The 23886-nt window shown below is 66.9% G+C and carries 23 protein-coding genes; 12 read left to right on the top strand and 11 right to left on the bottom strand.

Annotation, left to right across the window (positions count from 1 at the left end):
* The first annotated feature begins 194 nt into the window (after positions 1-194).
* From arnB to FK527_RS01690, 8 genes are read left to right on the top strand one after another with little or no spacing between them, the layout of a single operon-like run.
* Entirely contained in the window at positions 195-1334 is a 1140-nt protein-coding gene (arnB, locus tag FK527_RS01725) for a UDP-4-amino-4-deoxy-L-arabinose aminotransferase (protein WP_144729041.1), read from the top strand.
* Positions 1331-2404: an undecaprenyl-phosphate 4-deoxy-4-formamido-L-arabinose transferase gene (arnC, locus tag FK527_RS01720; protein WP_144729039.1), complete on the top strand. Its 1074-nt coding sequence runs from the start codon at positions 1331-1333 to the stop codon at positions 2402-2404. The genes arnB and arnC overlap by 4 nt, the downstream gene beginning before the upstream one ends.
* A gap of 4 nt (positions 2405-2408) precedes the next feature.
* Positions 2409-4463 (top strand): bifunctional UDP-4-amino-4-deoxy-L-arabinose formyltransferase/UDP-glucuronic acid oxidase ArnA, encoded by a 2055-nt coding sequence (gene arnA, locus FK527_RS01715; protein ID WP_144729037.1) that lies wholly within the window; start codon positions 2409-2411, stop codon positions 4461-4463.
* Positions 4463-5365 (top strand): 4-deoxy-4-formamido-L-arabinose-phosphoundecaprenol deformylase, encoded by a 903-nt coding sequence (arnD, locus tag FK527_RS01710; RefSeq protein ID WP_114482927.1) that lies wholly within the window; start codon positions 4463-4465, stop codon positions 5363-5365. The genes arnA and arnD overlap by 1 nt, the downstream gene beginning before the upstream one ends.
* The gene (gene arnT, locus FK527_RS01705; RefSeq protein ID WP_144729035.1) at positions 5362-7002 is read left to right on the top strand and encodes a lipid IV(A) 4-amino-4-deoxy-L-arabinosyltransferase; all 1641 of its coding nucleotides are present in this window, start codon (positions 5362-5364) and stop codon (positions 7000-7002) included. Before arnD ends, arnT begins: the two co-directional genes overlap by 4 nt.
* On the top strand, positions 6999-7343 hold the full coding sequence (gene arnE / locus FK527_RS01700) for a 4-amino-4-deoxy-L-arabinose-phosphoundecaprenol flippase subunit ArnE (RefSeq protein WP_114482925.1): 345 nt from the start codon (positions 6999-7001) through the stop codon (positions 7341-7343). The genes arnT and arnE overlap by 4 nt, the downstream gene beginning before the upstream one ends.
* Entirely contained in the window at positions 7340-7768 is a 429-nt protein-coding gene (arnF, locus tag FK527_RS01695) for a 4-amino-4-deoxy-L-arabinose-phosphoundecaprenol flippase subunit ArnF (protein ID WP_144729033.1), read from the top strand. The genes arnE and arnF overlap by 4 nt, the downstream gene beginning before the upstream one ends.
* A gap of 22 nt (positions 7769-7790) precedes the next feature.
* Complete coding sequence (locus FK527_RS01690; protein WP_144729031.1) at positions 7791-9161, top strand: UDP-glucose dehydrogenase family protein; 1371 nt, start codon at positions 7791-7793, stop codon at positions 9159-9161.
* Positions 9162-9174: 13 nt separating this feature from the next.
* Here the strand turns inward: FK527_RS01690 and FK527_RS01685 are convergent, their stop codons facing one another.
* A complete protein-coding gene (locus FK527_RS01685) occupies positions 9175-10332 on the bottom strand; it encodes a PA0069 family radical SAM protein (RefSeq protein ID WP_144729029.1) in 1158 nt (385 codons plus the stop codon).
* A gap of 133 nt (positions 10333-10465) precedes the next feature.
* Between FK527_RS01685 and rnk the strand changes: the two genes are divergently transcribed.
* On the top strand, positions 10466-10882 hold the full coding sequence (rnk, locus tag FK527_RS01680; protein ID WP_144729027.1) for a nucleoside diphosphate kinase regulator: 417 nt from the start codon (positions 10466-10468) through the stop codon (positions 10880-10882).
* 246 nt (positions 10883-11128) lie between these two features.
* On the opposite strand, the gene FK527_RS01675 is transcribed toward rnk, so the two are convergent.
* From FK527_RS01675 to FK527_RS01665, 3 genes are read right to left on the bottom strand one after another with little or no spacing between them, the layout of a single operon-like run.
* A complete protein-coding gene (locus FK527_RS01675) occupies positions 11129-11542 on the bottom strand; it encodes a helix-turn-helix domain-containing protein (protein ID WP_186298354.1) in 414 nt (137 codons plus the stop codon).
* A gap of 20 nt (positions 11543-11562) precedes the next feature.
* The gene (locus FK527_RS01670) at positions 11563-11856 is read right to left on the bottom strand and encodes a type II toxin-antitoxin system HigB family toxin (protein ID WP_144729025.1); all 294 of its coding nucleotides are present in this window, start codon (positions 11854-11856) and stop codon (positions 11563-11565) included.
* 58 nt (positions 11857-11914) lie between these two features.
* Positions 11915-13033 carry an acyltransferase family protein gene (locus FK527_RS01665; protein ID WP_144729023.1) on the bottom strand — a complete coding sequence of 373 codons (1119 nt, stop codon included), beginning with the start codon at positions 13031-13033 and terminating at the stop codon, positions 11915-11917.
* A gap of 245 nt (positions 13034-13278) precedes the next feature.
* Between FK527_RS01665 and FK527_RS01660 the strand changes: the two genes are divergently transcribed.
* Positions 13279-13485 (top strand): hypothetical protein, encoded by a 207-nt coding sequence (locus tag FK527_RS01660; protein WP_144729020.1) that lies wholly within the window; start codon positions 13279-13281, stop codon positions 13483-13485.
* Here FK527_RS01660 and FK527_RS01655 read toward each other — a convergent pair.
* The 7 genes from FK527_RS01655 to FK527_RS01625 all read right to left on the bottom strand — a co-directional run bounded on the left by FK527_RS01655 (position 13482) and on the right by FK527_RS01625 (position 21595).
* Positions 13482-14453, bottom strand: coding sequence for an NAD(P)H-dependent flavin oxidoreductase (locus FK527_RS01655; protein ID WP_144729018.1), 972 nt, complete (start codon positions 14451-14453; stop codon positions 13482-13484). The two genes, FK527_RS01660 and FK527_RS01655, sit on opposite strands and share 4 nt — an antisense overlap.
* Before the next feature lie 97 nt (positions 14454-14550).
* On the bottom strand, positions 14551-16371 hold the full coding sequence (locus FK527_RS01650; RefSeq protein ID WP_144729016.1) for an acyl-CoA dehydrogenase: 1821 nt from the start codon (positions 16369-16371) through the stop codon (positions 14551-14553).
* A 100-nt stretch (positions 16372-16471) separates the two neighbouring features.
* A complete protein-coding gene (locus FK527_RS01645) occupies positions 16472-17404 on the bottom strand; it encodes an electron transfer flavoprotein subunit alpha/FixB family protein (RefSeq protein WP_144729014.1) in 933 nt (310 codons plus the stop codon).
* Between the two features lie 13 nt (positions 17405-17417).
* Complete coding sequence (locus FK527_RS01640; RefSeq protein WP_144729012.1) at positions 17418-18167, bottom strand: electron transfer flavoprotein subunit beta/FixA family protein; 750 nt, start codon at positions 18165-18167, stop codon at positions 17418-17420.
* Between the two features lie 186 nt (positions 18168-18353).
* Entirely contained in the window at positions 18354-19709 is a 1356-nt protein-coding gene (locus tag FK527_RS01635) for a mechanosensitive ion channel family protein (RefSeq protein ID WP_144729010.1), read from the bottom strand.
* Between the two features lie 87 nt (positions 19710-19796).
* Positions 19797-20600 (bottom strand): enoyl-CoA hydratase, encoded by an 804-nt coding sequence (locus FK527_RS01630; protein ID WP_144729008.1) that lies wholly within the window; start codon positions 20598-20600, stop codon positions 19797-19799.
* 41 nt (positions 20601-20641) lie between these two features.
* Positions 20642-21595: a histone deacetylase family protein gene (locus tag FK527_RS01625; protein WP_246072619.1), complete on the bottom strand. Its 954-nt coding sequence runs from the start codon at positions 21593-21595 to the stop codon at positions 20642-20644.
* A 36-nt stretch (positions 21596-21631) separates the two neighbouring features.
* On the opposite strand from FK527_RS01625, the gene FK527_RS01620 reads away from it, so the two are divergent.
* Together FK527_RS01620 and FK527_RS17415 are read left to right on the top strand one after the other, a co-directional pair.
* Positions 21632-22561, top strand: coding sequence for an AAA family ATPase (locus FK527_RS01620; RefSeq protein WP_144729006.1), 930 nt, complete (start codon positions 21632-21634; stop codon positions 22559-22561).
* Positions 22562-22607: 46 nt separating this feature from the next.
* On the top strand, positions 22608-23825 hold the full coding sequence (locus FK527_RS17415) for a DUF58 domain-containing protein (protein ID WP_246072618.1): 1218 nt from the start codon (positions 22608-22610) through the stop codon (positions 23823-23825).
* Positions 23826-23886: the final 61 nt, after the last annotated feature.

Here is a 23886-nt window from a genome sequence, read left to right as displayed (position 1 = left end):
CCGCGCGCCTGTTAAACTGCCGCCCGCCCCGCTGGTGGGACGCCGTTTGGCCACGGTTGCAGGCAGCTGCACCAAGGCCCGCCCTCATCCTACGGCCCCTTTCGGGAAAGTGTGTACCACGCCCTCGCCCGCCATCCGACTTTTGCCGCCACCGTCAGCGCCGCGCCGCTTTCTTTCTGCGCAAAACCAGCCCCATGGAACTTCCCTTTCTCCCCTTTTCGCGCCCCAGCATGGGCGAGGCCGAGATCGAGGCCGTCGCGCAGGTGCTGCGCTCGGGCTGGATCACCACCGGCCCCAAGAACCAGGAGCTCGAGCAGCGTTTTTGCGCGCATTTCGGCTGCCAACACGCGGTCGCCGTGAGCTCGGCCACGGGCGGCATGCACCTGGCGCTGCTCGCGCTGGGCATAGGGCCGGGCGACGAGGTGATCACGCCGTCGCAGACCTGGGTTTCCACGCTCAATATGATCTGCCTGCTGGGCGCGACGCCGGTGTTCGTCGATGTGGACCGCGACACGCTGATGGTCGATGCTGCGCGCGTCGAGGCCGCGATCACGCCGCGCACGCGCGCCATCGTGCCCGTGCACTACGCGGGCGCGGCGCTCGACCTCGACCCGCTCTACGCCCTCGCGCACCGGCACGGCATTGCGCTGATCGAGGACGCCGCGCACGCCGCCGGCACGCTGTACCGCGGCCGGCCCGTGGGCGCGCAGGGCACAGCGATTTTTTCGTTCCATGCGATCAAGAACATGACCTGCGCCGAAGGCGGCATGTTCGTCACCGACGACGCGGCGCTCGCGCAAAAGGTGCGCATGCTCAAGTTCCACGGCCTGGGCGTCGATGCCTACGACCGCCACACGCACGGGCGCAAGCCGCAGGCGATGGTGCAGCAGCCGGGCTTCAAATACAACCTCGCCGACATCAACGCCGCGATCGCGCTGGTGCAGCTCGAGCGCCTCGCCGCCATCAACGCGCGCCGCGCCGAGATTGCCGCGCAATACCTGCAACGCCTGGCCGCATTGCCCGTGCAGCCGCTCGCGCTGCCGGCCTACCCGCAGCAGCACGCCTGGCATTTGTTCATCCTGCGCATAGACGCCGAGCGCTGCGGCATCAGCCGCGACGGCTTCATGCAGGCGCTGCAGCAGCAGCACATCGGCACGGGCATCCACTTCATCGGCGCGCACCTGCACACCTGGTACCGGCAACAATTCCCGCAGGTGCAATTGCCGCACACCGAGTGGAACTCGGCGCGCCTGTGCTCGATTCCGCTGTTCCCGGACATGACGCAGGCCGACATCGACCGCGTGGTGAGCGCCATCGAAAGCATCGTTGCATGAACACGCTCAAGCCCTACCCGATAAGCTGCGTTTCGGTGGTCATCCCGGTCTATAACGAGCAGGAAAGCCTGCCCGAGCTGCTGCGGCGCACCACGGCGGCCTGCGAGAGCCTGGGGCGCAACTACGAAATCGTGCTGATCGACGATGGCAGCCGCGACCGCTCGGCCGAGCTGCTGCTCGAAGCCGCGGCCGCGCCGGGCAGCCACGTCGTCGCCGTGCTCCTGAACCGCAACTATGGCCAGCACGCGGCCATCATGGCGGGCTTTGCGCAGTGCCGCGGCGACCTGGTCATCACGCTCGACGCCGACCTGCAAAACCCGCCCGAAGAAATCCCGCGCCTGGTGCAGCAGGCCGCGCTGGGCTACGACGTGGTCGGCAGCGTGCGCAAAAACCGTCAGGATTCGGCGCTGCGCCGCTGGCCCTCGCGCCTCATCAACTGGGCCGTGCGCCGCGCCACGGGCGTGGGCATGAGCGACTACGGCTGCATGCTGCGCGCCTACCGCCGCAGCGTAGTGCAGGCCATGCTCGCCTGCCCCGAGCGCAGCACCTTCATCCCGATTCTGGCCAACAGCTTTGCGCGCCACACCACCGAGATCGAGGTCGGCCACGCAGAGCGCGAGCACGGCACGTCCAAGTACGACTTTTTGCGCCTCATCAACCTGATGTTCGACCTGGTCACCTGCATGACCACGGCGCCGCTGCGCCTGTTGAGCCTGGCCGGCGCGGGGCTTGCGCTGCTGGGCTTCGGCTTCGGGCTGCTGCTGCTGGTGCTGCGCCTGGTGTTTGGCGCGCAGTGGGCGGGTGACGGCCTGTTCGTGCTGTTCGCGGTGCTGTTTTTCTTCAGCGGCGTGCAGCTCCTGGGCATGGGAATGCTCGGTGAATACCTGGGGCGCGTGTATGACGACGTGCGCGCGCGGCCACGCTTTTTCATCGAACGCATAGCGCGTGGAGCACTCGCCCCTACGCTGCCAGCGCCGGCACTGCCAGCGTCTGCCGCTGCCGAAACCGCCACGCACACCCAGGCGAATACGCCCGCCCCTTGCTGCACTCCACCCTCTTGCGGGTCTTGAATCCATGAGCCTCAACACCATCGTTTTCGCCTACCACGACATCGGCTGCACCGGCATCGAAGCGCTGCGCGCCGCGGGCTACACCATTGCGGCAGTCTTCACGCACGCCGACGACCCGAAGGAAAACCGCTTTTTCGGCTCGGTGGCGCAACTGTGCGCGCGCTACGGCATCCCCGTGCACGCGCCCGAAGACCCCAACCACCCGCTGTGGATCGAGCAAGTGCGCGCGCTGCAGCCGGATTTCATTTTTTCGTTCTACTACCGCCACCTGCTCGGCGAAGAGCTGCTCGCGAGCGCGCGGCGCGGCGCGTACAACCTGCACGGCTCGCTGCTGCCGCGCTACCGCGGGCGCGCGCCGGTGAACTGGGTGCTCGTGAACGGCGAAACGGAAACCGGCGTGACCCTGCACCGCATGGTGCAGCGGCCCGACGCCGGCCCCATCCTTGCGCAGCAGCGCGTGCCTATCGCCGACGACGACACGGCCTACACGCTGCACGGCAAGCTGCGCGAGGCCGCACGCACGCTGCTCGACGCCGCGCTGCCGCGGCTTGCGCGCGGCGAGCTGCCCGAAGTGCCGCAGGACGAAGCGCAGGCGAGCTACTTTGGCCGGCGCACGCCCGCAGACGGCCGCATAGACTGGAGCCGCCCCGCGCGCGCGCTGCACAACCTGGTGCGCGCCGTGACGCAGCCCTACCCGGGCGCCTTTGCGCCGGTGGGCGAGCGCAAGCTGATCGTCTGGGCCTCGCGCGTGGTGCCCGGTGCGCACGGGCGTGCGCCGGGCACGGTGCTGGGCACCGCGCCGCTTTGTATCGCCTGCGGTGAAGACGCGCTCGAAATCCTCGCGGGCCAGCAGGGCGACGCGGGCCTGTACCTGGCCGGCCCGCAGCTCGCGCAGGAGCTGGGCCTGGTCGAGGGCTCGCGCCTGCACGCAGCCCCGATGGGCCCGCAGCGCAAGACGCGCGTGCTGATCCTGGGCGTGAACGGCTTCATCGGCAACCATTTGTCGGAGCGCCTGCTGCGCGACGGTCGCTATGAAATCTATGGCATGGACATAAGCTCGGACGCGATCGAACGCCTCAAGAGCAACCCCGACTTCCACTTTGTCGAGGGCGACATCAGCATCCACACCGAGTGGATCGAATACCACATCAAAAAGTGCGACGTGGTGCTGCCGCTGGTCGCGATCGCCACGCCCATCGAATACACGCGCAACCCGCTGCGCGTGTTCGAGCTCGACTTCGAGGAAAACCTCAAACTCGTGCGCCACTGCGTCAAGTACCGCAAGCGCGTGATCTTCCCCTCGACCTCCGAGGTCTATGGCATGTGCACCGACGAGCGCTTCGACGAGGACAAGTCCAACCTCGTGGTCGGGCCGATCAACAAGCAGCGCTGGATTTATTCCGTCTCCAAGCAGCTGCTCGACCGCGTGATCTGGGCTTACGGGCAGCAGGGCCTGCGCTTTACCCTCTTTCGCCCGTTCAACTGGATGGGGCCGCGGCTCGATAGGCTCAACTCGGCACGCATCGGCAGCTCGCGCGCGATCACGCAGCTGATCCTGAACCTGGTCGAAGGCACGCCGATCCGCCTCGTCGATGGCGGCGCGCAAAAGCGCTGCTTCACCGACGTGGACGACGGCATCGAGGCGCTCGCGCGCATCGTCGAGAACGCGGGCGGGCGCTGCGACGGGCAAATCATCAACATCGGCAACCCCGACAACGAGGCCAGCATCGCCGAACTCGCCCACGAGCTGCTGCGCCAGTTCGAGCAGCACCCGCTGCGCGGCCACTTCCCGCCGTTCGCTGGCTTTCGCGCCGTCGAGAGCCGCTCGTTCTACGGCGCCGGCTACCAGGACGTGTCGCACCGCAAGCCCAGCATAGAGAACGCGCGCCGCCTGCTCGGCTGGAACCCCACGGTGCCCATGCACGTGACCATCGAAAAAACGCTGGACTTCTTCCTGCGCGAAGCGCTGGCCGAGCCCGGCATGCTCGCCGCGCAAGAAGAGCGCGACGAACCCATCGCCGCCGCACCAGCAGCCGCACAGGAGGCGCGGAGCGCCTGATGCCGGTCGGCCTGCGCATCGACGTGGACACCTACCGCGGCACGCGCGAGGGCGTGCCGCGCCTGCTCGACCTGCTCGCGGCCGCGCAGGTCAAGGCGACGTTTTTCTTCTGCGTGGGGCCGGACAACATGGGCCGGCATCTGTGGCGGCTCGTCAAGCCGCGCTTTTTGTGGAAGATGCTGCGCTCCAGGGCCGCGAGCCTGTACGGCTGGGACATTCTGCTCGCGGGCACGGCCTGGCCCGGCCGCCCGATCGGGCGCGACCTGGGCCCCTTGATGCGCCGCGCCCAGGAAGCCGGCCACGAAGTGGGCCTGCACGCCTGGGATCACCACGCCTGGCAGGCGCACGCGGGCGACTGGAGCCGCGCGCGGCTCGCGGCCGAATACCGGCGCGGGCTGGACGCGCTTTCCGACATTCTGGGCCGGCGCGTGGACTGCTCGGCCGTCGCCGGCTGGCGCGCCGACGAGCGCGTGGTCGAGGTCGAGCAGGACTTTGCCTTGCGCTACCACAGCGACTGTCGCGGCCACAGCCTGTTTCGGCCGCTGCTTGAATCCGGCCAGCCGGGCACGCCGCAGATTCCGGTCACGCTGCCCACCTTCGACGAAGTCGTGGGCCCGCAGCTCGCGGCACCCGACTTCAACGACTTCATTTTGAGCCAAATCCGGCCTGAGCCCGCACCGGGCTTGCCGTCTGCGCTACAGGTTTACACGATCCACGCCGAGGTCGAAGGCATCCTCATGGCCCCTGCTTTTGCCGAACTGCTGCGCCGCGCGCAGGAGCGTTCCATCACCTTCGCGCCGCTCGGCGCGCTGCTGCCCGCCGACCCCGCCACGCTGCCCACGGGGCGCCTCACGCGCGGCAGCGTTCCTGGACGCGAGGGCTGGCTGGGGGTGCAGGCATGACGCCGCGCCGCGCTGCGCTCGCGCTGGGCGCCGTCTTTGCGCTTTTTTTCCTCGTGCCGCTGGGACTGCACGGGCTGTGGATTCCCGACGAGTCGCGCTACGCGCAGATCGGGCAGGAGATGTTGCGCAGCGGCGACTGGATCGCGCCGCATTTTCTGGGCCTGCGCTATTTCGAAAAGCCCATAGGCGGCTACTGGCTGATCGCGCTCAGCGAGGCGGTTTTTGGCGAAAACCTGTTTGGCGCGCGCTTTGCCTCGGCGCTCGTGACGCTGCTCACGACGCTGCTCGTGTACGGCTTTGCGCAGCGCCTGTGGCGCGACGCGCGCACGGCCATCGCGGCGGCGCTGGTCTTTTTGAGCTGCGCGCTCGTCGCCGGGCAGGCGGGCTATAGCAACCTCGACCCGCAGTTCAACCTCTGGGTCACGCTGGGCATGGTCGCGCTTTACTTCGCTTTCGAGAGCGGCTCGCGCGCGTCCCGCCTGCGTTGGTGGGCTGTTTTGGGCTTGGCCTGCGGGCTCGGCTTCCTGACCAAGGGTTTTTTGGCCTTCGCGCTGCCGGTGCTCGTCGCGCTGCCCTACGCGCTGTGGCAGGGCCGCTGGCGCGTGCTGCTCGCCTGGGGGCCGCTTGCCGTGGGCGTGGCGCTGCTCGTGTGCCTGCCCTGGGCGCTCGCGGTGCACTGGCGCGAGCCCGATTTCTGGAACTTCTTTTTCTGGAACGAGCATGTGCGCCGCTTTGCGAGCGCCACCGCGCAACACATGCGGCCGTGGTGGTTCTTCGTGCCCATCGTGTTCGCCGGCGCCCTGCCCTGGGCCGCTTTGCTGCCGCCCGCGCTGCGCCTGGCCTGGAGCCAGCGCGGTGAGCGCGCCACGGCCTTCGTGCTGCTGTGGTTTGCCGTGCCTTTCGTCTTTTTCAGCCTGAGCAAGGGCAAGCTGCCGACCTACATCCTGCCGTGCTTTGCGCCGCTGGCCTTGGGCGTCGGGCGCTTTGTGGTGCAGGCACGCTCGCAACGGTCTGCGCGCGCCCTGCGCGTGAACGGCGCGCTCAACCTGCTGATTGGCGCTGGCGCCGTGGCGGGGCTGGTCTGGCTGCAACTGCACGATCCGCTGTACTCCGCGGGCGAAGGTTCGCGCCTCGCGCTCGTCGTGGCGGTGCTTGGCGTTTGGCTGCTCTGCGCCGCGCTGCAGTGCTGGCAGCCGCTGCGCCATTGGGCGGCGCCGGCCTTCGGGGTATGGACGTTTTTCGCGCTCGTGCCCGCCGCGCTGCCGCTTGCGCTCGTGCACAACAAAATGCCCGACCAGTTCATCCTCGCGCACCGCGACGCGTTGCGCGGCGCGCACACGCTCGTGAGCGACGACGTGGGCACGGCGGCGGCGCTCGCCTGGCGCCTTGCGCGCACCGACGTGGTCATGCTCGACACGCAGGGCGAGCTGGCCTACGGCCTGTCGCAGCCCGATGTGCAGGGGCGCTACGTCACGCGCGCCGATTTCCCCGCCTGGCTCGCGCAGGCGCGCCGCAACGGCCCCGTGGGCATCGTGCTGCGCCTGGGCGACGCGGAAGAAGAACCACTGCTCGCGCTGCTGCCGCCCGACGCCCGCGTGCATCGCGCGGGCCGGCTCGTGATCGCCATCGTTCCATGAGCTGGATACTGCTGCTCGGCGCCTGCCTGCTGACCTGCCTCGGGCAGATCGCGCAAAAATACGCGGTACTGCACTGGCAGGGGCGCGCGCTAGGCGGCTGGGCCAAGCTCAAGTCTCCATGGCTTTTGCTGGCTTTTGGCAGTATGGGCGCGGGCTTGCTGCTATGGCTTTTGCTGCTGCAGCGCATGCCCGTGGGCCTGGCCTACCCCATGCTGAGCCTGAACTTCGTGTTCGTCACGCTCGCCGCGCGCTGGCTGTTCCACGAGGCCGTCGATGCGCGCCACTGGGCGGGCGTCGCGCTCATCATGGCGGGCGTGGCGCTGCTCGGGGCGCAGGCATGAAGCAAAGCAAAGGCGTGGGCAAGGGCTTGGGCCTGGCGCTCGCGAGTACGCTCTTGGTCAGCGCCGCGCAACTCGCTTTGCGCTGGGGCATGGCGCGCCTGCCGCTGCCTATGGATTGGCTCACGGCCTGGCAAGCGCACTCGCTCGATGCGGCCGCGCTCGCCAGCGTATGCTCTGGCATCCTGGCCTACGCGCTTTCGATGCTGTGCTGGCTGGGCGCGCTGCAGCACTTGCCGCTGTCGCGCGCTTACGCCTTGCTCAGCCTCAGCTACGCGTTGGTGCACCTGGGCGCGGCGCTGCTGCCGGGCTGGGGCGAAACGCTGAGCGCGGGCAAGGCGCTGGGCGTGGCGCTGGTCGTCTGCGGCGTGCTGCTGATCCACGCGCGGCCTGCGGCGCCCGCGGCACCTACAACCTCTTCGCGCTGATTTTTTCCTTCGACACATCACCATGAAACTCACGATCTTCGGCACCGGCTATGTAGGACTGGTGCAAGCGGCCGTCATGGCCGAAGTCGGGCACGACGTGCTCTGCATGGACATAGACCAGGCCAAAATCGACCAGCTCCAGCAAGGCCAGGTCGGCATCTACGAGCCCGGCCTCGCGGAATTGGTGCGCGAAGGCGTGGCCGCGGGCCATTTGCGCTTCACGCACGACGTGGCAGAGGCGGTGCAGCACGGCGCGGTGCAGTTCATCGCCGTGGGCACGCCGCCCGGGCCCGACGGCGGCGCCGACCTGAGCGGCGTGTTTGCCGTGGCCGAGGGCATTGCGCGCCACCGCAGCGAGCCGGTCATCATCGTCGAAAAATCCACCGTGCCCGTGGGCACGGGCGACCGGCTCAAGGCGCACATCGCAGCGCAGCTCGCACAAAGCGGCAAGCAGCTCGCATTCACCATCGTCTCGAACCCCGAATTCCTCAAGGAAGGCTCGGCGCTCAACGACTGCCGCCGCCCCGACCGCATCATCCTCGGTGGCGAAGACGAAGCCGCACTCGAGGTGATGCGCGAAATCTACGCGCCCTTCAACCGCAACCACGACCGCATCCTGTGCATGAACCTGCGCAGCGCCGAGCTCACCAAGTACGCGGCCAACTGCATGCTGGCCACCAAGATCAGCTTCATCAACCAGATCGCCGAGCTGGCCGAAAACCTGGGCGCCGACATCGAGGCGATCCGCAAGGGCATAGGCGCCGACCCGCGCATCGGCTACCACTTCATCTACCCCGGCTGCGGCTATGGCGGCTCGTGCTTCCCCAAGGACATCAAGGCGCTGATCCACACCGCGCAGGAAGCCGGCTGCACGAGCGACCTGCTACAAGCCGTGGAAGCCGTGAACGAGCGGCAAAAACACAAGCTGTTCCAGCGCATCCACGCCTATTACCAGGGCGACCTCAAGGGCCGCACTTTCGCGCTCTGGGGCCTGGCCTTCAAGCCCAACACCGACGACATGCGCGACGCCCCGAGCCGCGAGCTCATGGAGTCGCTCTGGGCCGCGGGCGCCAAGGTGCGCGCCTACGACCCTGAGGCCATGGCCGAGGCGCAGCGCCTCTACGGCCACGACGAGCGCCTGGCCCTCATGGGCACGCCCGAAGCCGTGCTGCCCGGCGCCGACGCGCTCGTGATCTGCACCGAGTGGCAGGTGTTCAAGGCGCCGGACTTCGAGCTCATCAAGCAGCAGCTGCGCGCGCCGGTGATCTTCGACGGGCGCAACCTCTACGACCCGCAGCGCCTGGCGCGCAAAGGCATCCACTACTTTGCGATCGGGCGCGGCGAATCGCTGCAATTGCCGCTGCCGGGGCGTGCACGCGTGCTCGCGGACTGATCCTCGGCCCCCGTCAAAACAAACACCCCTGCCCACGCGCGAGCGCCGGGCGGAACTGGCTGTAGTCGAGCTCGAGCGGCGTGCAGTTCAAGCCCAGGCGCCGGCACGCGAGCGCAAAGCGCTGGCGCAGCAGATCGGCCCAGTGGCCGCTGCCGTGCATGCGTGTGGCAAAGCCGCCCGTGTAGCTCTTGCCCTCTTGCCGCATCTCGGCGCTGATGCCGTGCACGTCTTGCACGCGCGCCAGGATGCGCGCCGCGCGCTGCGGGTAGTGCAGCTCCAGCCACTCGCGAAACAGCGCGTCGAGCTCCCAGGGCAGGCGCAGCACGCTATAAAAAGCACTGCGCGCCCCGGCCGCGTGGGCGGCGTCGAGCACCTGTTCCATGTTTTCGTTGAGGAACGGTATCTGCGGCGCCACGCTCACGCCCACGGGGATACCCGCCGCGGCCAAGGTGGCGATGGTGCGCAGGCGCCGGTGCGGTGCGGCGGCGCGCGGCTCGAGCCGGCGCGCAAGCTCGGCGTCCAGCGTGGTCAGCGTCACATACACCGCCACCAGGCGCCGCTCGGCCAGCGGCGCGAGCAGGTCGATGTCGCGCTCCACACCGCTGCTCTTGGTGATGAGGCCGAAGGGGTGGCGCGCGTCGCGCAGCACTTCGATCAAGCCGCGCGTGAGCCGCAGCGCGCGCTCCACGGGTTGGTAGCAATCGGTGGCTGAGCCCAGGCTCAGCGCGCTGGGCACATGGCCGGGGCGCGCGAGCTCGCGCCGCAGCACCGCGGCGATGTTCGTCTTGGCGACGATGCGCGTCTCGAAGTCCAGTCCTGGCGAGAGGTTCAGGTAGCTGTGCGTGGGCCGCGCGTAGCAGTAGATGCAGCCGTGCTCGCAGCCGCGGTAGGGGTTGACCGAGTAGATGAAGGGAATGTCGGGCGAATCGTTGCGGCACAAGGCGCTGCGCGCCGTCTCGTGCAGCACCTCGGTCGCGGGCGGCGCGGCGCGCGCATCTTCGCTCGCTGCCGCTTCATGCGCATCACCGGGCCAGCCATCGTCCGCCCCCGCGAGCCGATCCCGCGTGTCGCGCGCAAAGCGGTGCGCAATGCGGCTCGCCGCCCCGCGCCCACGCAGCGCCTGCAGCGGCACACGCACCAGCGGCGCGGGTTCGTCAGCGCAGTCGTTCATGCGATCTTTGGATTTCATACTGTATGAATATACAGAAAATCCGCTCGCATGGCCGCATGCTGCAGTGCGGGATTCACGATCGACTACAGTCCCGCGCTTTGTGGGTCCGCATCATCAGGAGGTCAGTGAAACCATGGCACGCAGCAAACCGCAAATCACCCTGTCGTCTCTGGACCTGGAACGCATCGAAGCTTTGCTGGCAGCGCTCCCTGCAAGCGTCTTCCCCGGCAAGGCGGAATTGCAAGCAGAACTTGACCGGGCCGATGTCGTAGAGCCGCAGGACATCCCACCCACCGTCGTCACCATGAACTCCACCGTGCGCTTCGCGATCGCCGAGACCGGCAAGGAGTTTTGCCTCACGCTCGTTTACCCGCGTGATATGGATGGCAGCGCGGACCGTCTTTCGATACTTGCGCCCGTGGGTGCCGCCTTGCTCGGTCTCTCGGTGGGCGATGAACTGACCTGGCCAGGGCCCGGCGGCAAAACGATGACCGTGCGCGTGCAAGAGGTCGTCTATCAACCAGAACGCGCGGGCGACTTACATCGCTGAGCCGGCATCCATCAGCCATAATCCCAGATTGTTCATTAGGACGCGGGATGATGGCGAGGTGGCTGGCGAGGCAGTTTGGCTGCTGAGGAGAAGTCCATGGCCGGTGCCATGGACGCCGAGGCAGCGGCCAAAATGGCCGTCAGGCGCCCGCCAGCGCCCGCGTAGGTGCGCAGCACCGCCTAATGGACAATCTGGGATAATTCCCCACGAACGACGCCAGCCATCCCACCCTTGTGGAAACCCGCTTTACACGAATGTCGCGGGCGAAACCCTGAAGCGTTCGCTCAAAGCGCGCACCTGACGGATGTTGAGTTCACGCTTGCCCGCGAGGACTTCGGACACGACGCCTTGGCTGCCAACTTCGGGCAAATCGCTTTGTTTCAGGCCATGCTGTTGCATCAAAAACTTCAGGGCCTGGACGCCGGTGACATCGGGCAAGGGGTGATGCACTGTCTCATAGTCTTCGATGAGATCGCCCACGATATCGACCAGCCCCATGGCGGGATGGTTTTCGTCACCCTGGGCTTCATCGAGCAAGGCTTCGAGCACTTGGGTCATCTGCGCATAATGCGCTTCGTCGCGGATGGGGCCGATATCGGTGGCAGCACGAAACTGCTCCCAAACCGGGAGCAGACGCTCAATATCGATGTGTGCATTCATGATGAAAACTCCTCGAGCGCTTATGCGCCCGTTTTCCATGTTCCTTTGTCGTAGTCGCTGTGGCTCAGCACCGCCTTGATGTAAACGATCTGTCTCTCGAACCGAATGTAAGCAATCAGACGGTATTTGTTGCCGCCAATGTCGAACACTGTCAATTCGCCCACTTTGTCTACGGTGTTGAACGTTGCTTTGAGTTCGGCCCAATTGGCAAAGCGATTCTTTTCGATCACACGTCGCCAGCCCTGCAAAGGCCCTTCGGCTTGCGGATGGTAGACAGCAAAGGCCCGCAAAGCGCTGTTGCTGATGATTTTCATGGACTCATGATATCTCAAAACGAGATCATTGTAAGCGACCTAGCCGCCTGTTCAGCGCTCAGCCAAAATTTCCCACGAACGACGCCAGCCACCCTGCACCCAGCAATCCCGCCTGCCAACGCAGAATGGCCGGCCACGAAAAGCCCCGCTTTTCGATGCGCTCGTAAAGCAGCCGTCCCGCCGCGAGCGACAGCAGCACGGCCAGCAGCATGCCCAGCGCATTCCAGCCAGGCGCCTCGGGCCACAGCGTGGTCACGACGGCGTTCACCGCCAGGCACACAGCAAAGTGCAGTAAAAAGACCGAGTACGACATTTGCCCGAGCCGGTTCAGCACCGGCACACCTTGCCACTGGCGCAAGGCCGGCGTGCGCATGGCCACGACGAGCGCCAGCGCCACGACCCAAGCCAGAGCGATGCGCGGGCGAAAATCCACCCCCAACGCAGCCACGCCCAGCGCCACCAGCATGAACAGCCAGGGCCGCACGCGCGGCGCATGCGCGGCCCAGTAGGCCATCATCCCCAGGCCGTAGGCGCCCCAGAAATACACGGCCCAGGCGTCGAGCTGCGGCCAGCGGTTGAAGCCCAGCAGCGACGCCGCCACACCTGCCACCACCGCTGCCTGCCCCCAGCGCGCCGCATCGATCCGCCCACTGCGCCGGGCCCAGGCGCGCACGGCGGCAAAAAGCAGCACCGCGAGCGCAAAGAGCTGAAAATCGATGGCCACGTACCACACGCCGGCCGAGAGCGCCTCGTAGCCGAGGATGTCCTGCAACAGCAAAGCATTGGCGAGCAACTGCGCAAAATCGGGCTCGGCGGGCACCGAATGGTGCGCAAGCCACGGTCGCACCAGCGCCGACACGAGCACCGTGACGAGCAAAGCCACGGCATAGGGCACGACCAACCGGGCGAAACGGCGCGCCACCTGTTCCCAGGCACCCGCAAAGCGTGCAACACCTTGTGGCGCGAGGCTGGCCGCGGCCAAATAGCCGCCCAACACCAAAAACACCTGCACGGCCATGCGCCCATGGCTGGAAAGCCAAGCCAGCAAGCGCGGCGCAAGCGACTCGGCAATGTCCGACATGGGGCCGTAAAACGCGAGGTGGTGGGCGATGATGAGCACACAGGCAAGGCCCTTGACCACGTCGATCAAGGGCGCGCGTGAGGACGCAGTAGGCATGGATGGAATGGATGAGGCACTCAGCAGCGCAGCAGCGCAGGGCAAGGCGATGCTCCTGCTCAAGAGGAAAGTGGGCGATTGTGCGCTCTTGCTCCTTTTTTGCGTGCCCGTCGCCACAAACCCGGGCACGAAACTCAGGGTTTTCCCTGAACTATGAACTGCAAGCTGAAAGAAAACTGCAAGCAGGGTAGCGATAGATTGCGCGCGATGCGACTTCCGCGCAACGATTCCGAGGAGCAGCGTACATGACCGCCCTGGACCCAACCGTTTTTTTGTGGCTCAACCTGTCGCCACAGACGCCGCCAGCAATATTGAATCTGGCACTTTTCGCGACGCTGTATCTGCCCCACTGGATCGTGGCCACGACGCTCACCGTGGCCCTGGTCGGAGGGCACGGTTGGCGCATGCCATCCATCCGCCGCAGCACGTGCAAGGTGCCGACCAGCGGTTAAGGGCGAACCTCGGCCGCGCCGCACAGGCGCTGGCGCGCCTGCACATGTTCACGGCGCAGGCGCTCGACCAGCTCGGCGGCGCTGGTCACCGCATGGACCGCGCCTATGCCCTGGCCGCTGCCCCAGATGTCCTTCCAGGCTTTTTTTCCGCTTTCGCTGAAGTTCATCTTGCTCGGGTCGGATTCGGGCAGGTGCTCGGGGTCGAGCCCGGCGGCGCGGATCGACGGCGCGAGGTAGTTGCCGTGCACGCCCGTGAACAGGTTGGTATAGACGATGTCGTCGGAGGTGCCTTCGACAATGGCCTGTTTGTAAGCGTCGCTCGCACGCGCTTCATGCGTGGCGATGAAGGCCGAGCCGATGTAGGCAAAGTCCGCGCCCATGGCCTGCGCCGCCAAAATCGCGCCGCCGTTGGCGATCGCGCCCGAGAGCGCGAGCGGGCCGTCGAACCATTCCCGGATTTCCTGCACGAGTGCGAACGGGCTCTTGGTGCCCGCGTGGCCGCCCGCGCCCGCCGCCACGGCAATCAGACCGTCGGCGCCTTTGTCGATGGCCTTGTGCGCAAAGGCGTTGTTGATCACGTCGTGCAGCACCACCGCGCCCCAGCCGTGCGCGGCCTGGTTGACTTCGGGGCGCGCGCCCAGGCTGGTGATGATGATGGGCACCTTGTATTTGGCGCACAGCGCCATGTCATGGTCGAGGCGGTCGTTGCTCTTGTGCACGATCTGGTTGATCGCAAAGGGCGCGGCGGGCCGCTCGGGGTGCGCGCGGTCGTGCGCGGCCAGCGCTTCGGTGATCTCGGCGAGCCACTCGTCGAGCTGCGCAGCCGGGCGCGCATTGAGCGCGGGCATGGAGCCGACGATGCCCGCCTTGCACTGCGCGATCACGAGTTGCGGGTTGCTGATGATGAACAGCGGCGAGGCGATCACGGGCAGCGACACGCGCTGCAACGCAGCTGGCAGGCAGGGCATGAAGCACTCCTTTCTCAATCAAAATGGCCTCTAGCGCTTGATAATCAAGCGCTAGAAGCTATTATTTACGAAGCGTCGAGCGATGCCGTGGTACGCCTCAAAAGGCGTCGTTGGGCAGCGCCATCACGCTCTCACCGCCTTCGAGGATCGCATCGCGCAGCCCCGGCACGCGCACGAGGATGTGCTCGGCGTAAAAGCGAGCAGTCGCGATCTTGGCCTGCATGAAGGGCAGGTCCTGCCCCTTGGCGAGCAAGTCTTGTGCGACGAGCAAACTGCGCGCAAGCTGCCAGCCCGCGACGAGGTTGCCGCTTGCGAGCAGGTAGGGCACGCTGCCCGCATGGACCGCGTTGGGCGCTGCCTTGCTGCCGCCAGCGATGAAGTCCACCACGTCCAGATACGCCTCGCGCGCAGCCTGCAGGCGCCTCGCCATCGCGAGTGCGGCCGGCGTGGCGCTGGCTTGCAGTGCGGCCTCGGTCTTGGCGATCTGCGCGGCAATGGCGCGTGCGGTCTGGCCGCCGTCGCGCGCGGTCTTGCGGCCCACGAGGTCGTTGGCCTGGATCGCCGTCGTGCCTTCGTAGATGGTGAGAATCTTGGCGTCGCGGTAATACTGCGCCGCGCCCGTTTCCTCGATGAAGCCCATGCCACCGTGCACCTGCACGCCCAGCGAGGCGACCTCCTGGCTCATCTCGGTGCTGTAGCCCTTGACCAGCGGTACGAGGAATTCATAAAAGGCCGCATTTTGCTTGCGCACCTCGGCGTCGGGGTGGTGGTGCGCGGCGTCGTAGGCCGCAGCAGCCACGGCCGCCATCGCGCGGCAGCCTTCGGTGAGCGCGCGCATGGTCATGAGCATGCGGCGCACGTCGGGGTGGTGCACGATGGTGGCGCTCGCAGGCACGCTGCCATCGACGGGGCGGCTTTGCACGCGCTCTTGCGCATAACGCGCCGCCTTCTGGTAGGCACGCTCGGCAATCGCCACACCCTGCACGCCGACGGCATAACGCGCCGCGTTCATCATGATGAACATGTATTCGAGGCCACGGTTTTCCTGCCCGACAAGGTAGCCCACGGCGCCGGGGCCGCCCTGCTCGGCCACGCTGCCGGCCAAACCATCGCCATACTGCAGCACCGCCGTGGGGCTGGCCTTGATGCCGAGCTTGTGCTCGATCGACACGCACTGTACGTCGTTGCGCGCGCCCAGGCTGCCGTCTTTGTGTACCAGGAACTTGGGCACCACGAACAAGCTGATGCCCTTCACGCCCTCGGGCGCGCCCTGCACGCGCGCGAGCACCAGGTGCACGATGTTCTCGGCCATGTCGTGCTCGCCGTAGGTGATGAAAATCTTGGTGCCGAAGATTTTGTAGCTACCGTCGGGCTGCGGCTCGGCGCGCGTGCGCACCAGCGCGAGGTCGGAGCCCGCCTGCGGCTCGGTGAGGTTCATGGTGCCCGTCCACTCGCCGCTCACGAGCTTGTGCAAATACGTGGCTTTGAGCCCGTCGTCCGCCGCGGTGAGCAGCGCCTCGATCGCGCCGTCTGTGAGCAAGGGGCACAGCGCAAAGCTCATGTTGGCGCTGTTGATCATCTCCACGCAGGCCGCGCCTATGGTCTTGGGCAGGCCCTGGCCGCCGTAGGCCGGCGGGTGCTGCAGCCCTTGCCAGCCGCCTTCGGCGTACTGGTGGTACGCCTGCTTGAAGCCCGGCGTGGTGAGCACGCGCCCGGCCTCCCAGCGCGAGGGGTTGCGGTCACCCTCGGCGTTGAGCGGCGCGAGCACGTCCCCGCTGAAGCGCGCGCATTCCTCGAGCACGGCGCGCGCCGTGTCCAGGCCTGCCTCCTCGAGGCCGGGAATTTGCGCAATCTGCTCGATGTTGGCAAGGTGCTCGATGTCGAACAACATGTCTTTGACGGGGGCGATGTAGCTCATGGGGGCTCCGGGAATGAGAGGGAAAATGACAAGAGGGCACCGCGAACGATGCCCTCATTTTCGGGGAATGCCGACGCAAGGCCGGCAGCGGCGCTGAAGCTTACAGCGCCTTGACCAGTTCCGGCACCGCCTGGAACAGGTCGGCCTCGAGGCCGTAGTCGGCGACGCTGAAGATCGGCGCTTCAGGGTCTTTGTTGATCGCGACGATGACCTTGGAATCCTTCATGCCGGCCAAGTGCTGGATGGCGCCCGAAATGCCACAGGCGACATACAGCTGCGGCGCGACGATCTTGCCGGTCTGGCCCACCTGCAGGTCGTTGGCCGCATAGCCGGCATCGACGGCAGCGCGGCTCGCGCCGATCGCGGCGCCGAGCTTGTCGGCCAATGGCGGAATGACTTCGTCGAACTTCTCTTTGCTGCCCAGGGCACGGCCGCCCGAGACCACGATCTTGGCCGCGGTGAGTTCGGGGCGCTCGCTCTTGACGATTTCGCTGCCCTGGAAACTGCTCTTGCCCGAGTCGGCGACCGCAGCAATGGTTTCGACCGCAGCGCTGCCGCCCGTGGCGGGCGCGGCGTCGAAGCCCGTGGTGCGCACGGTGATGAGCTTGATCGCATCGGCGCTTTGCACCGTGGCGATCGCGTTGCCTGCGTAGATGGGGCGCTCGAAAGTGTCGGGCGACACAACCTTGATGATGTCGCTGATCTGCGCCACGTCGAGCTTGGCCGCGACGCGCGGCGCCACGTTCTTGCCGCCGGCCGTGGCCGGGAACAGGATGTGCGTGTAATTGTTGGCGATGGCCAGCACTTGCGCGGCCACGTTTTCGGCCAGGCCGTGCGCGAGGCTTTCGCCGTCGGCGTGGATCACCTTGCTGACGCCGGCGATTTGCGCAGCAGCGGCGGCCGCGCCGCCAGCGTTGTGGCCCGCAACGAGCACGTGCACGTCACCGCCACAGGCCTTGCCTGCGGTGACGGTATTCAGGGTGGATGCCTTGATGGAGGCGTTGTCGTGGTCGGCGACGATGAGAACAGTCATTTCGTGCAACTCCTTAGATCACTTTGGCTTCGTTCTTGAGCTTGTCCACCAGCGTGGCGACGTCGGGCACCTTCACGCCGGCACCGCGCTTGGGCGGCTCGCTGACCTTGAGGGTCTTGAGGCGCGGCGTGACATCGACGCCCAGGTCTTCGGGCTTGAAGGTGTCGAGCTGCTTTTTCTTGGCCTTAATGATGTTGGGCAGGGTGACGTAGCGCGGCTCGTTGAGGCGCAGGTCGGTGGTGATGACTGCCGGCAGCGTGAGCTCGAGCACTTCGAGGCCGCCGTCGATTTCACGCGTCACGCGCAGCTTGTCGCCCGTTACTTCCACCTTGCTTGCAAAGGTAGCCTGCGGCAGGTCGGCGAGCGCGGCGAGCATTTGGCCCGTTTGGTTCGCGTCGTCGTCGATGGCTTGCTTGCCGGCGATGATGAGGCCGGGCTGTTCTTTGTCGACGATGGCTTTGAGCAGCTTGGCCACAGCCAAGGGCTGCAGCTCGGCGTCGGTTTCGACCAGGATACCGCGGTCGGCACCGATGGCCATGGCCGTGCGCAGGGTTTCCTGGCAGGCAGCCACACCGCAAGAGACGGCGATGACCTCGGTCGCCACGCCCTTTTCCTTCAGGCGCACGGCTTCTTCGACGGCGATTTCGTCAAACGGGTTCATGCTCATCTTGACGTTGGCGATGTCCACACCCGTCCCGTCCGACTTGACCCGGACTTTGACGTTGTAGTCCACCACGCGTTTGACAGGGACCAAGACCTTCATTACTGCGACTCCTTGATGGGGTTGAATGGATTCGAATGCTTGTTAGGCTGAGCCGTCGATTCTAATGCTTGTTAGGCTGTTCGGCCGATGCCCCTAGGCCCCTGCGCCGCACCTTGCCAAAATAGAACGACCGTGCGTTTTTCGCCGGGAATTATAGGCGAGCGCCCGCTGCGGGCCTGCGCCAGATCACGCCGCGCGCCCATAGTCAGCGCCAGCGGGCAGTTGGGTGGCAGGCTCCCCGGCGACGGGTGCCCCCGCATCGGCCGGCTGCCAATGCAGCACCCGCTGCGGATAGGGAATGTCGATGTTGTGCGCACGCAAGGCGCGCAAAACGGCCAGGTTGATTTCGGAGCGCAGATTGAGCACGCCGTTTTCGGGATCGACGATCCAAAAGCCGATGGTGAATTCGAGCCCGTCGGCGCCAAAGGCCGACAAGGCCACGCTGGGCGCAGGGTCGCGCAGCACGCGCGGGCTCACGAGCGCGGCTTCGCCGAGCAGGCGCATGACCAGCTCGACGTCGCTTTCGTAGCCCACACTGACCACCGTGGAATGCCACACGCGCGGGTCGGCGAGCGAGAGGTTTTCCACGCGCTGGGTGATGAGCATTTCGTTGGGCACGATGGATTCGCGCCCCACCGCCGAGCGGATCAGCGTGTAGCGGCCTGCAATGTCGGTGATGCGCCCCTCGAAACCGTCGATGCGCACGTTGTCGCCGATGCGCACGCTGCGCTCGGCCAGGATGACGAAGCCGCTCACGTAGTTGGCGGCGAGCTTTTGCAAGCCAAAACCTATGCCCACGCCGAGCGCGCCACCAAACACCGACAAGGCCGTGAGGTCTATACCCACGGCCGACAGCGCCAGCACCAGGCCCAGAAACAACAGCAGCGCGCGCAAGGCATTGCTCAGCGCCTTGCGCACCGAAAGCACACTGCCGGTGGCCGAGCGCAGCAGGCGCGCCTCGATGGCCGACGAAATCCACAGCGTGACGAGCAGCACGGCGCCCGTCGTGAGCACGCCTTCGAGCAAGGTGCGCACCGACATGCGCGAGCCGCCCACCTTCCAGCTGATCTCGTCGAGCTCCTGCAGCACGCGCGGCAACAGGCCCGTGACCCACAGCACCATGATGAACCACGCGAGCCACGAAATGGTGCGCTCCATGGGGCGCACCCAGGGGGAGTTTGGGAACGCCGCCTGCAGCACCTTGACGCCCACGCGGATCGCCACGAGCGCGATCAGCACCGGGATCACGATCTCGAACGCCGCGAGCGAAATCCACTCGCGCAACAGCGCGCGCGCCACGTAGCCCAGGCCCAGCAGCACGATGGGGAACAGGGCGCCATCGACGACTTTGCGCCCGAGCAGGATCGAAGGCCGGGCGTCGTCCGTGTAATGAAAGGCCCGGCGCAGTGCGGTCACGGCCAGCCACGCGAGGCCCACACACAGCGCCAGCGCGGCAAGCTCGATGAGCACCGTGGGGTGAAAAAAAGAGCGCAGCAGATGTTCGAGCTGCGCGAGTGCGGGTGGCGGTGGCGTCTTGACCATTCCTCTTTGCTTGATCTTGGTATCGCTGAATGCGGCTGCGGGATGGGCCTGGGTGTGGCTTGGTGCCTATGTTGGGCAGTTTGGGGCTCAGGGTTTCCAGCTTGGCTTGCGCTTTTCGACGAAGGCACGCGCGCCCTCCTGGGCGGCCTCGTCCATCATGTTCGCGGCCATGGTCTGGCCCGCGAGCTGGTAGGCCCCCGCGAGCCCGAGTTCGCGCTGCTGATAGACCAGCGCCTTGCCCATGGCCACGGCCACGCGCGGCTTTTCGAGGATGGCGCGCACGAGCTTTTCGACCTCCTCGTCGAGCGCCTCGGGCGGCACCACGCGGTTCACGAGTCCATGCGCCTGCGCCGTGTGCGCGTCGATGAACTCGCCCGTGAGCAGCATTTCCATGGCCTGCTTGATGGGCATGTTGCGCACCAGCGGCACGCTGGGCGTGGCGCAAAAGAGGCCATAGTGGATGCCGCTCGTGGCAAAGCACGCGTCTTCGGCCGCCACCGCCAGGTCGGCCTGCGCCACGAGCTGGCAGCCCGCGGCCGTGGCCATGCCGTGCACGCGCGCGATCACGGGCACGGGCAGCTGCTGCAGGCCGAGCATCACGCGGCTGCACTGCGCAAACAGGCGCTGGTACCAGGCCAGATCGGGGTGCGCGGCCATGTCCTTGAGGTTGTGCCCCGCGCAGAACGCCTTGCCCGCGCCGGCCAGCACCAGCACGCGCACGCTGTCGTCGCCCTGCAGGGCGTCCAGCGTCTGCTGCAGCGCAGAGAGCATTTCGTCGCCGAGCGCATTGAAGCGCGCCGGGTCGTTGAGCGTCAAGGTGACTACGCCGCGTGCGTCGCGCTGCACGGCGAGCGGGCTTGCGGCGGTAACGCTGGAAAGCGGGTCATTCATGGGCGGCGCTCCTGATGCAAACAAGATAAGGCGCGCGCCGATCAAACGTCCGCGAGCACGCGCAAATGGGCTTCGACGCTGCGTGCGAGCGCGCTCAGGGCGTAGCCGCCCTCGAGGCACGAGACGATGCGCCCTTTGCTGAAACGCCGCGCCACGTCTTTGATGCGCATGGTGATCCAGGCGTAATCCTGCTCGGTCATGCCGAGCTGCCCCATGTCGTCCTCGCGGTGCGCGTCGAAGCCGGCGCTCACGAAGATCAGCTCGGGTTTGAACTCCTCGAGCCGCGGCATCCAGGTGATGTCGATGATCTCGCGGATTTCCATGCCGCGCGTGTAGGCCGGCACGGGCACGTTGAGCATGTTCGGCCCCGCGGGGTGCTCGCCGCTGTAGGGGTAGAACGGGTGCTGGAAAATGCCCACCATGAGCGCGCGCGGATCGCCCGCGAGGATGTCCTCGGTACCGTTGCCATGGTGCACGTCGAAGTCCACCACCGCCACGCGCTGCAGGTTGTAGCGCTGCAGCGCGTACTTGGCGGCAATGGCGACGTTGTTGAAAAAGCAAAACCCCATGGCCTTGTCGCGCGTGGCGTGGTGGCCGGGCGGGCGCACGGCGCAAAAGGCGTTTTCGATCTCGCCCGCCATGACCGCGTCGGTGGCCGCGATGGCCGCGCCCGCCGCACGCAGCGCCGCAGGCCAGGTGTAGGCGTTGATGGAGGTGTCAGGGTCTATCTGCGAGTATGGCGGGCCACCGGCCTCCAAGTCTTCGCGCAGCCAGTCGTGCAGGCCGCGCAGCGCCGCGATGTGCAGCCGCGGGTGCGCCAGCTCGATGTCGGCCAGCGCCGCGGGCGGGGCCTCGTAGCGCTCGAGCGCCACGTCCAGCCCGGTGACGAGCAGCCGGTCCTCGATCGCGTCGAGTCGCTCGGGGCATTCGGGATGGCCCGGCCCCATTTCGTGTTTTTTACAGTCGGGATGGGTGAAGTAACCTGTCTTGCTCACAATGCGACCCTGTCTCTCGATTTTTCCGAACTATCCATGGATGCACAACGCACAATCCAATCGCTGCTGGCTCAGCTTAACACGGTCATCGTCGGCAAGTCGGCGCAGGTACAGGACTGCGTGGCCTGCCTGCTTGCCGGCGGGCATCTGCTGATCGAGGACGTGCCGGGCGTGGGCAAGACCACGCTGGCGCAGGCGCTCGCGCGCAGCTTCGGCCTGCAGTTTGCGCGCGTGCAGTTCACGGCCGACTTGCTGCCCAGCGACCTGCTGGGCGTGTCCGTCTATGAGCGCGCGCAAGAAGGCTTCATATTCCACCGCGGGCCGGTGTTTGCGCAGGTACTGCTGGCCGACGAAATCAACCGCGCGAGCCCACGCACACAAAGCGCACTGCTCGAAGCCATGGAGGAAAAGCAGGTCTCGATCGACGGCGAAACGCACGCCCTGCCGCGCCCGTTTTTCGTGATCGCCACGCAAAACCCCAACGACCAGCTGGGCACTTACGCGCTGCCCGAGTCGCAGCTCGACCGCTTTTTGATGCGCATCTCGCTCGGCTACCCCGACCGCGCTGCCGAGCGCGCGCTGCTCGCGGGCGGCGACCGGCGCGCGCTGCTCGAGGGCATGCTGCCGCTGCTGTCGGGCGAAGACCTGCTCGCGCTGCAGGACGCCGTGCTTGCGGTGCACACATCGGAGCCGCTGCTCGACTACGTGCTGGACTTGATCGCCGCAACGCGCTCGGGGCGCTGGTTCGTGCAGGGCCTGTCGCCGCGCGCGGGCATCGCGCTCGTGCGTGCGGCCAAGGCGCAGGCGCTGATCCAGGGGCGCGACTACGTCGCCCCCGACGACGTGCAGGCCGTGTTGCCGCAAACCATCGCGCACCGTCTCGTGCCCGTGGTGCCTGCGGGCGAAGCTGGGCGCGGCGCCGTCGAGCAGGTGCAGGCCATGCTCGAAGCGGTGCCGTTGCGCTGAGAAGGTGTGCCCTCTGCCGAATCACACGCTCCGCCCTGCGCACCCCATGCCCGCCTCCGCTGCATCTCCCGCACACACCGACTCCCGCGCTGCATCCGCCAGCCCCGGCCGGTTGCTGCGCCCGCGCGCCTGGCTGCGTGCACGCTTTGCGCAGTGGTGGCAGGCGCGGCTGCCGCTTTCCGACCAGCTCACGCTCACGCAGCGCAACATTTACATCCTGCCCACGGGCGCGGGCTGGATGCTGGCGCTGACGCTGCTCGTGCTGCTCGTGGCGGCGATCAACTTTCAGCTCAACCTCGGCTACCTGCTAACGTTTTTGATAGCAGGCAGCGCCGTCGCGGGCATGCACTTGTGCCACGCCACGCTGCGCGGCCTGCATTTGCACCTGCTGCCGCCCGCGCCGCAGTTCCTCGGCGCGGGCGTGCCCTTGCAAGTGCAACTCACCAACACGCGCCGCAGCCCGCGCTACGCCATCGCCCTGGCCGTGCGCAATGACGACGCGCCCGCCTGGGTCTGGAGCGACGTGCCCGCGCAGGGCAGCACGCAGGTGCAGCTGGCCTGGCGCCCCACGCAGCGCGGACGCCAGCGCGTGCCGCCCATCGTGCTGCAGACGCGCTTTCCGCTGGGCACCTTCCGCGCCTGGAGCTACTGGCGGCCTGCGGCGCAAGTGCTGGTTTACCCGCAGCCCGAATCCCCCGCCACGCCGCTGCCGACCGGCGCGTCCGACGCAGACCCGCATGGCGCCCGCACCGTGGCCAAAGGCGCTGGCCAGGACGAATGGGACGGCGTGCGCGCGTACCGGCGCGGCGACACGCGCAAGCAGATCGTCTGGAAAAAAGCCGCGCAGGCGCTGGCCGCGGGCTCGGACGCGCTCGTCAGCCGCGACACCGTCGCCACGCCACGCCAGACGCTGTGGCTCACGCCCGCGCAAGCCGGCCTGCCCACGCTAGGAGGCTGTCGGACTTTGGGCGTCGATAGCGAGAATGCGCCCCAGCGAGGCCAGTTTTTGCCGGATTCGCCGCCCCATAGTGGTGCTATGGGGCAAGAAGACGGTAAAAAATGGGCCGCTGCGGTGCATTCGCAGCCGACGATTCCAAAGTCCGACAGCCTCCTAGAGTCGCGCCTGTCGCGCCTCACTGCCTGGGTGCTCGAGGCCGAGCGCCTGGGCCTGCGCTACGGTTTGCGCCTGCCGGGCGTGGAAATCGCCCCCGACCTGGGCCCGGCCCACCAGCGGCGCTGTCTGGAGGCGCTGGCGCTCGCCTGAAAATAATTGGAATCTGACCCCAATTTCCTGATTTGATAGCTGCTAGCGCTTGATGTACCTT

This window comes from Extensimonas perlucida, assembly GCF_007655255.1.
Taxonomy (GTDB): Bacteria; Pseudomonadota; Gammaproteobacteria; order Burkholderiales; family Burkholderiaceae_C; genus Extensimonas; species Extensimonas perlucida.
The sequence above is the reverse complement of the archived record's forward strand: the minus strand, read 5'-3'. Positions and strand labels throughout refer to the sequence as shown.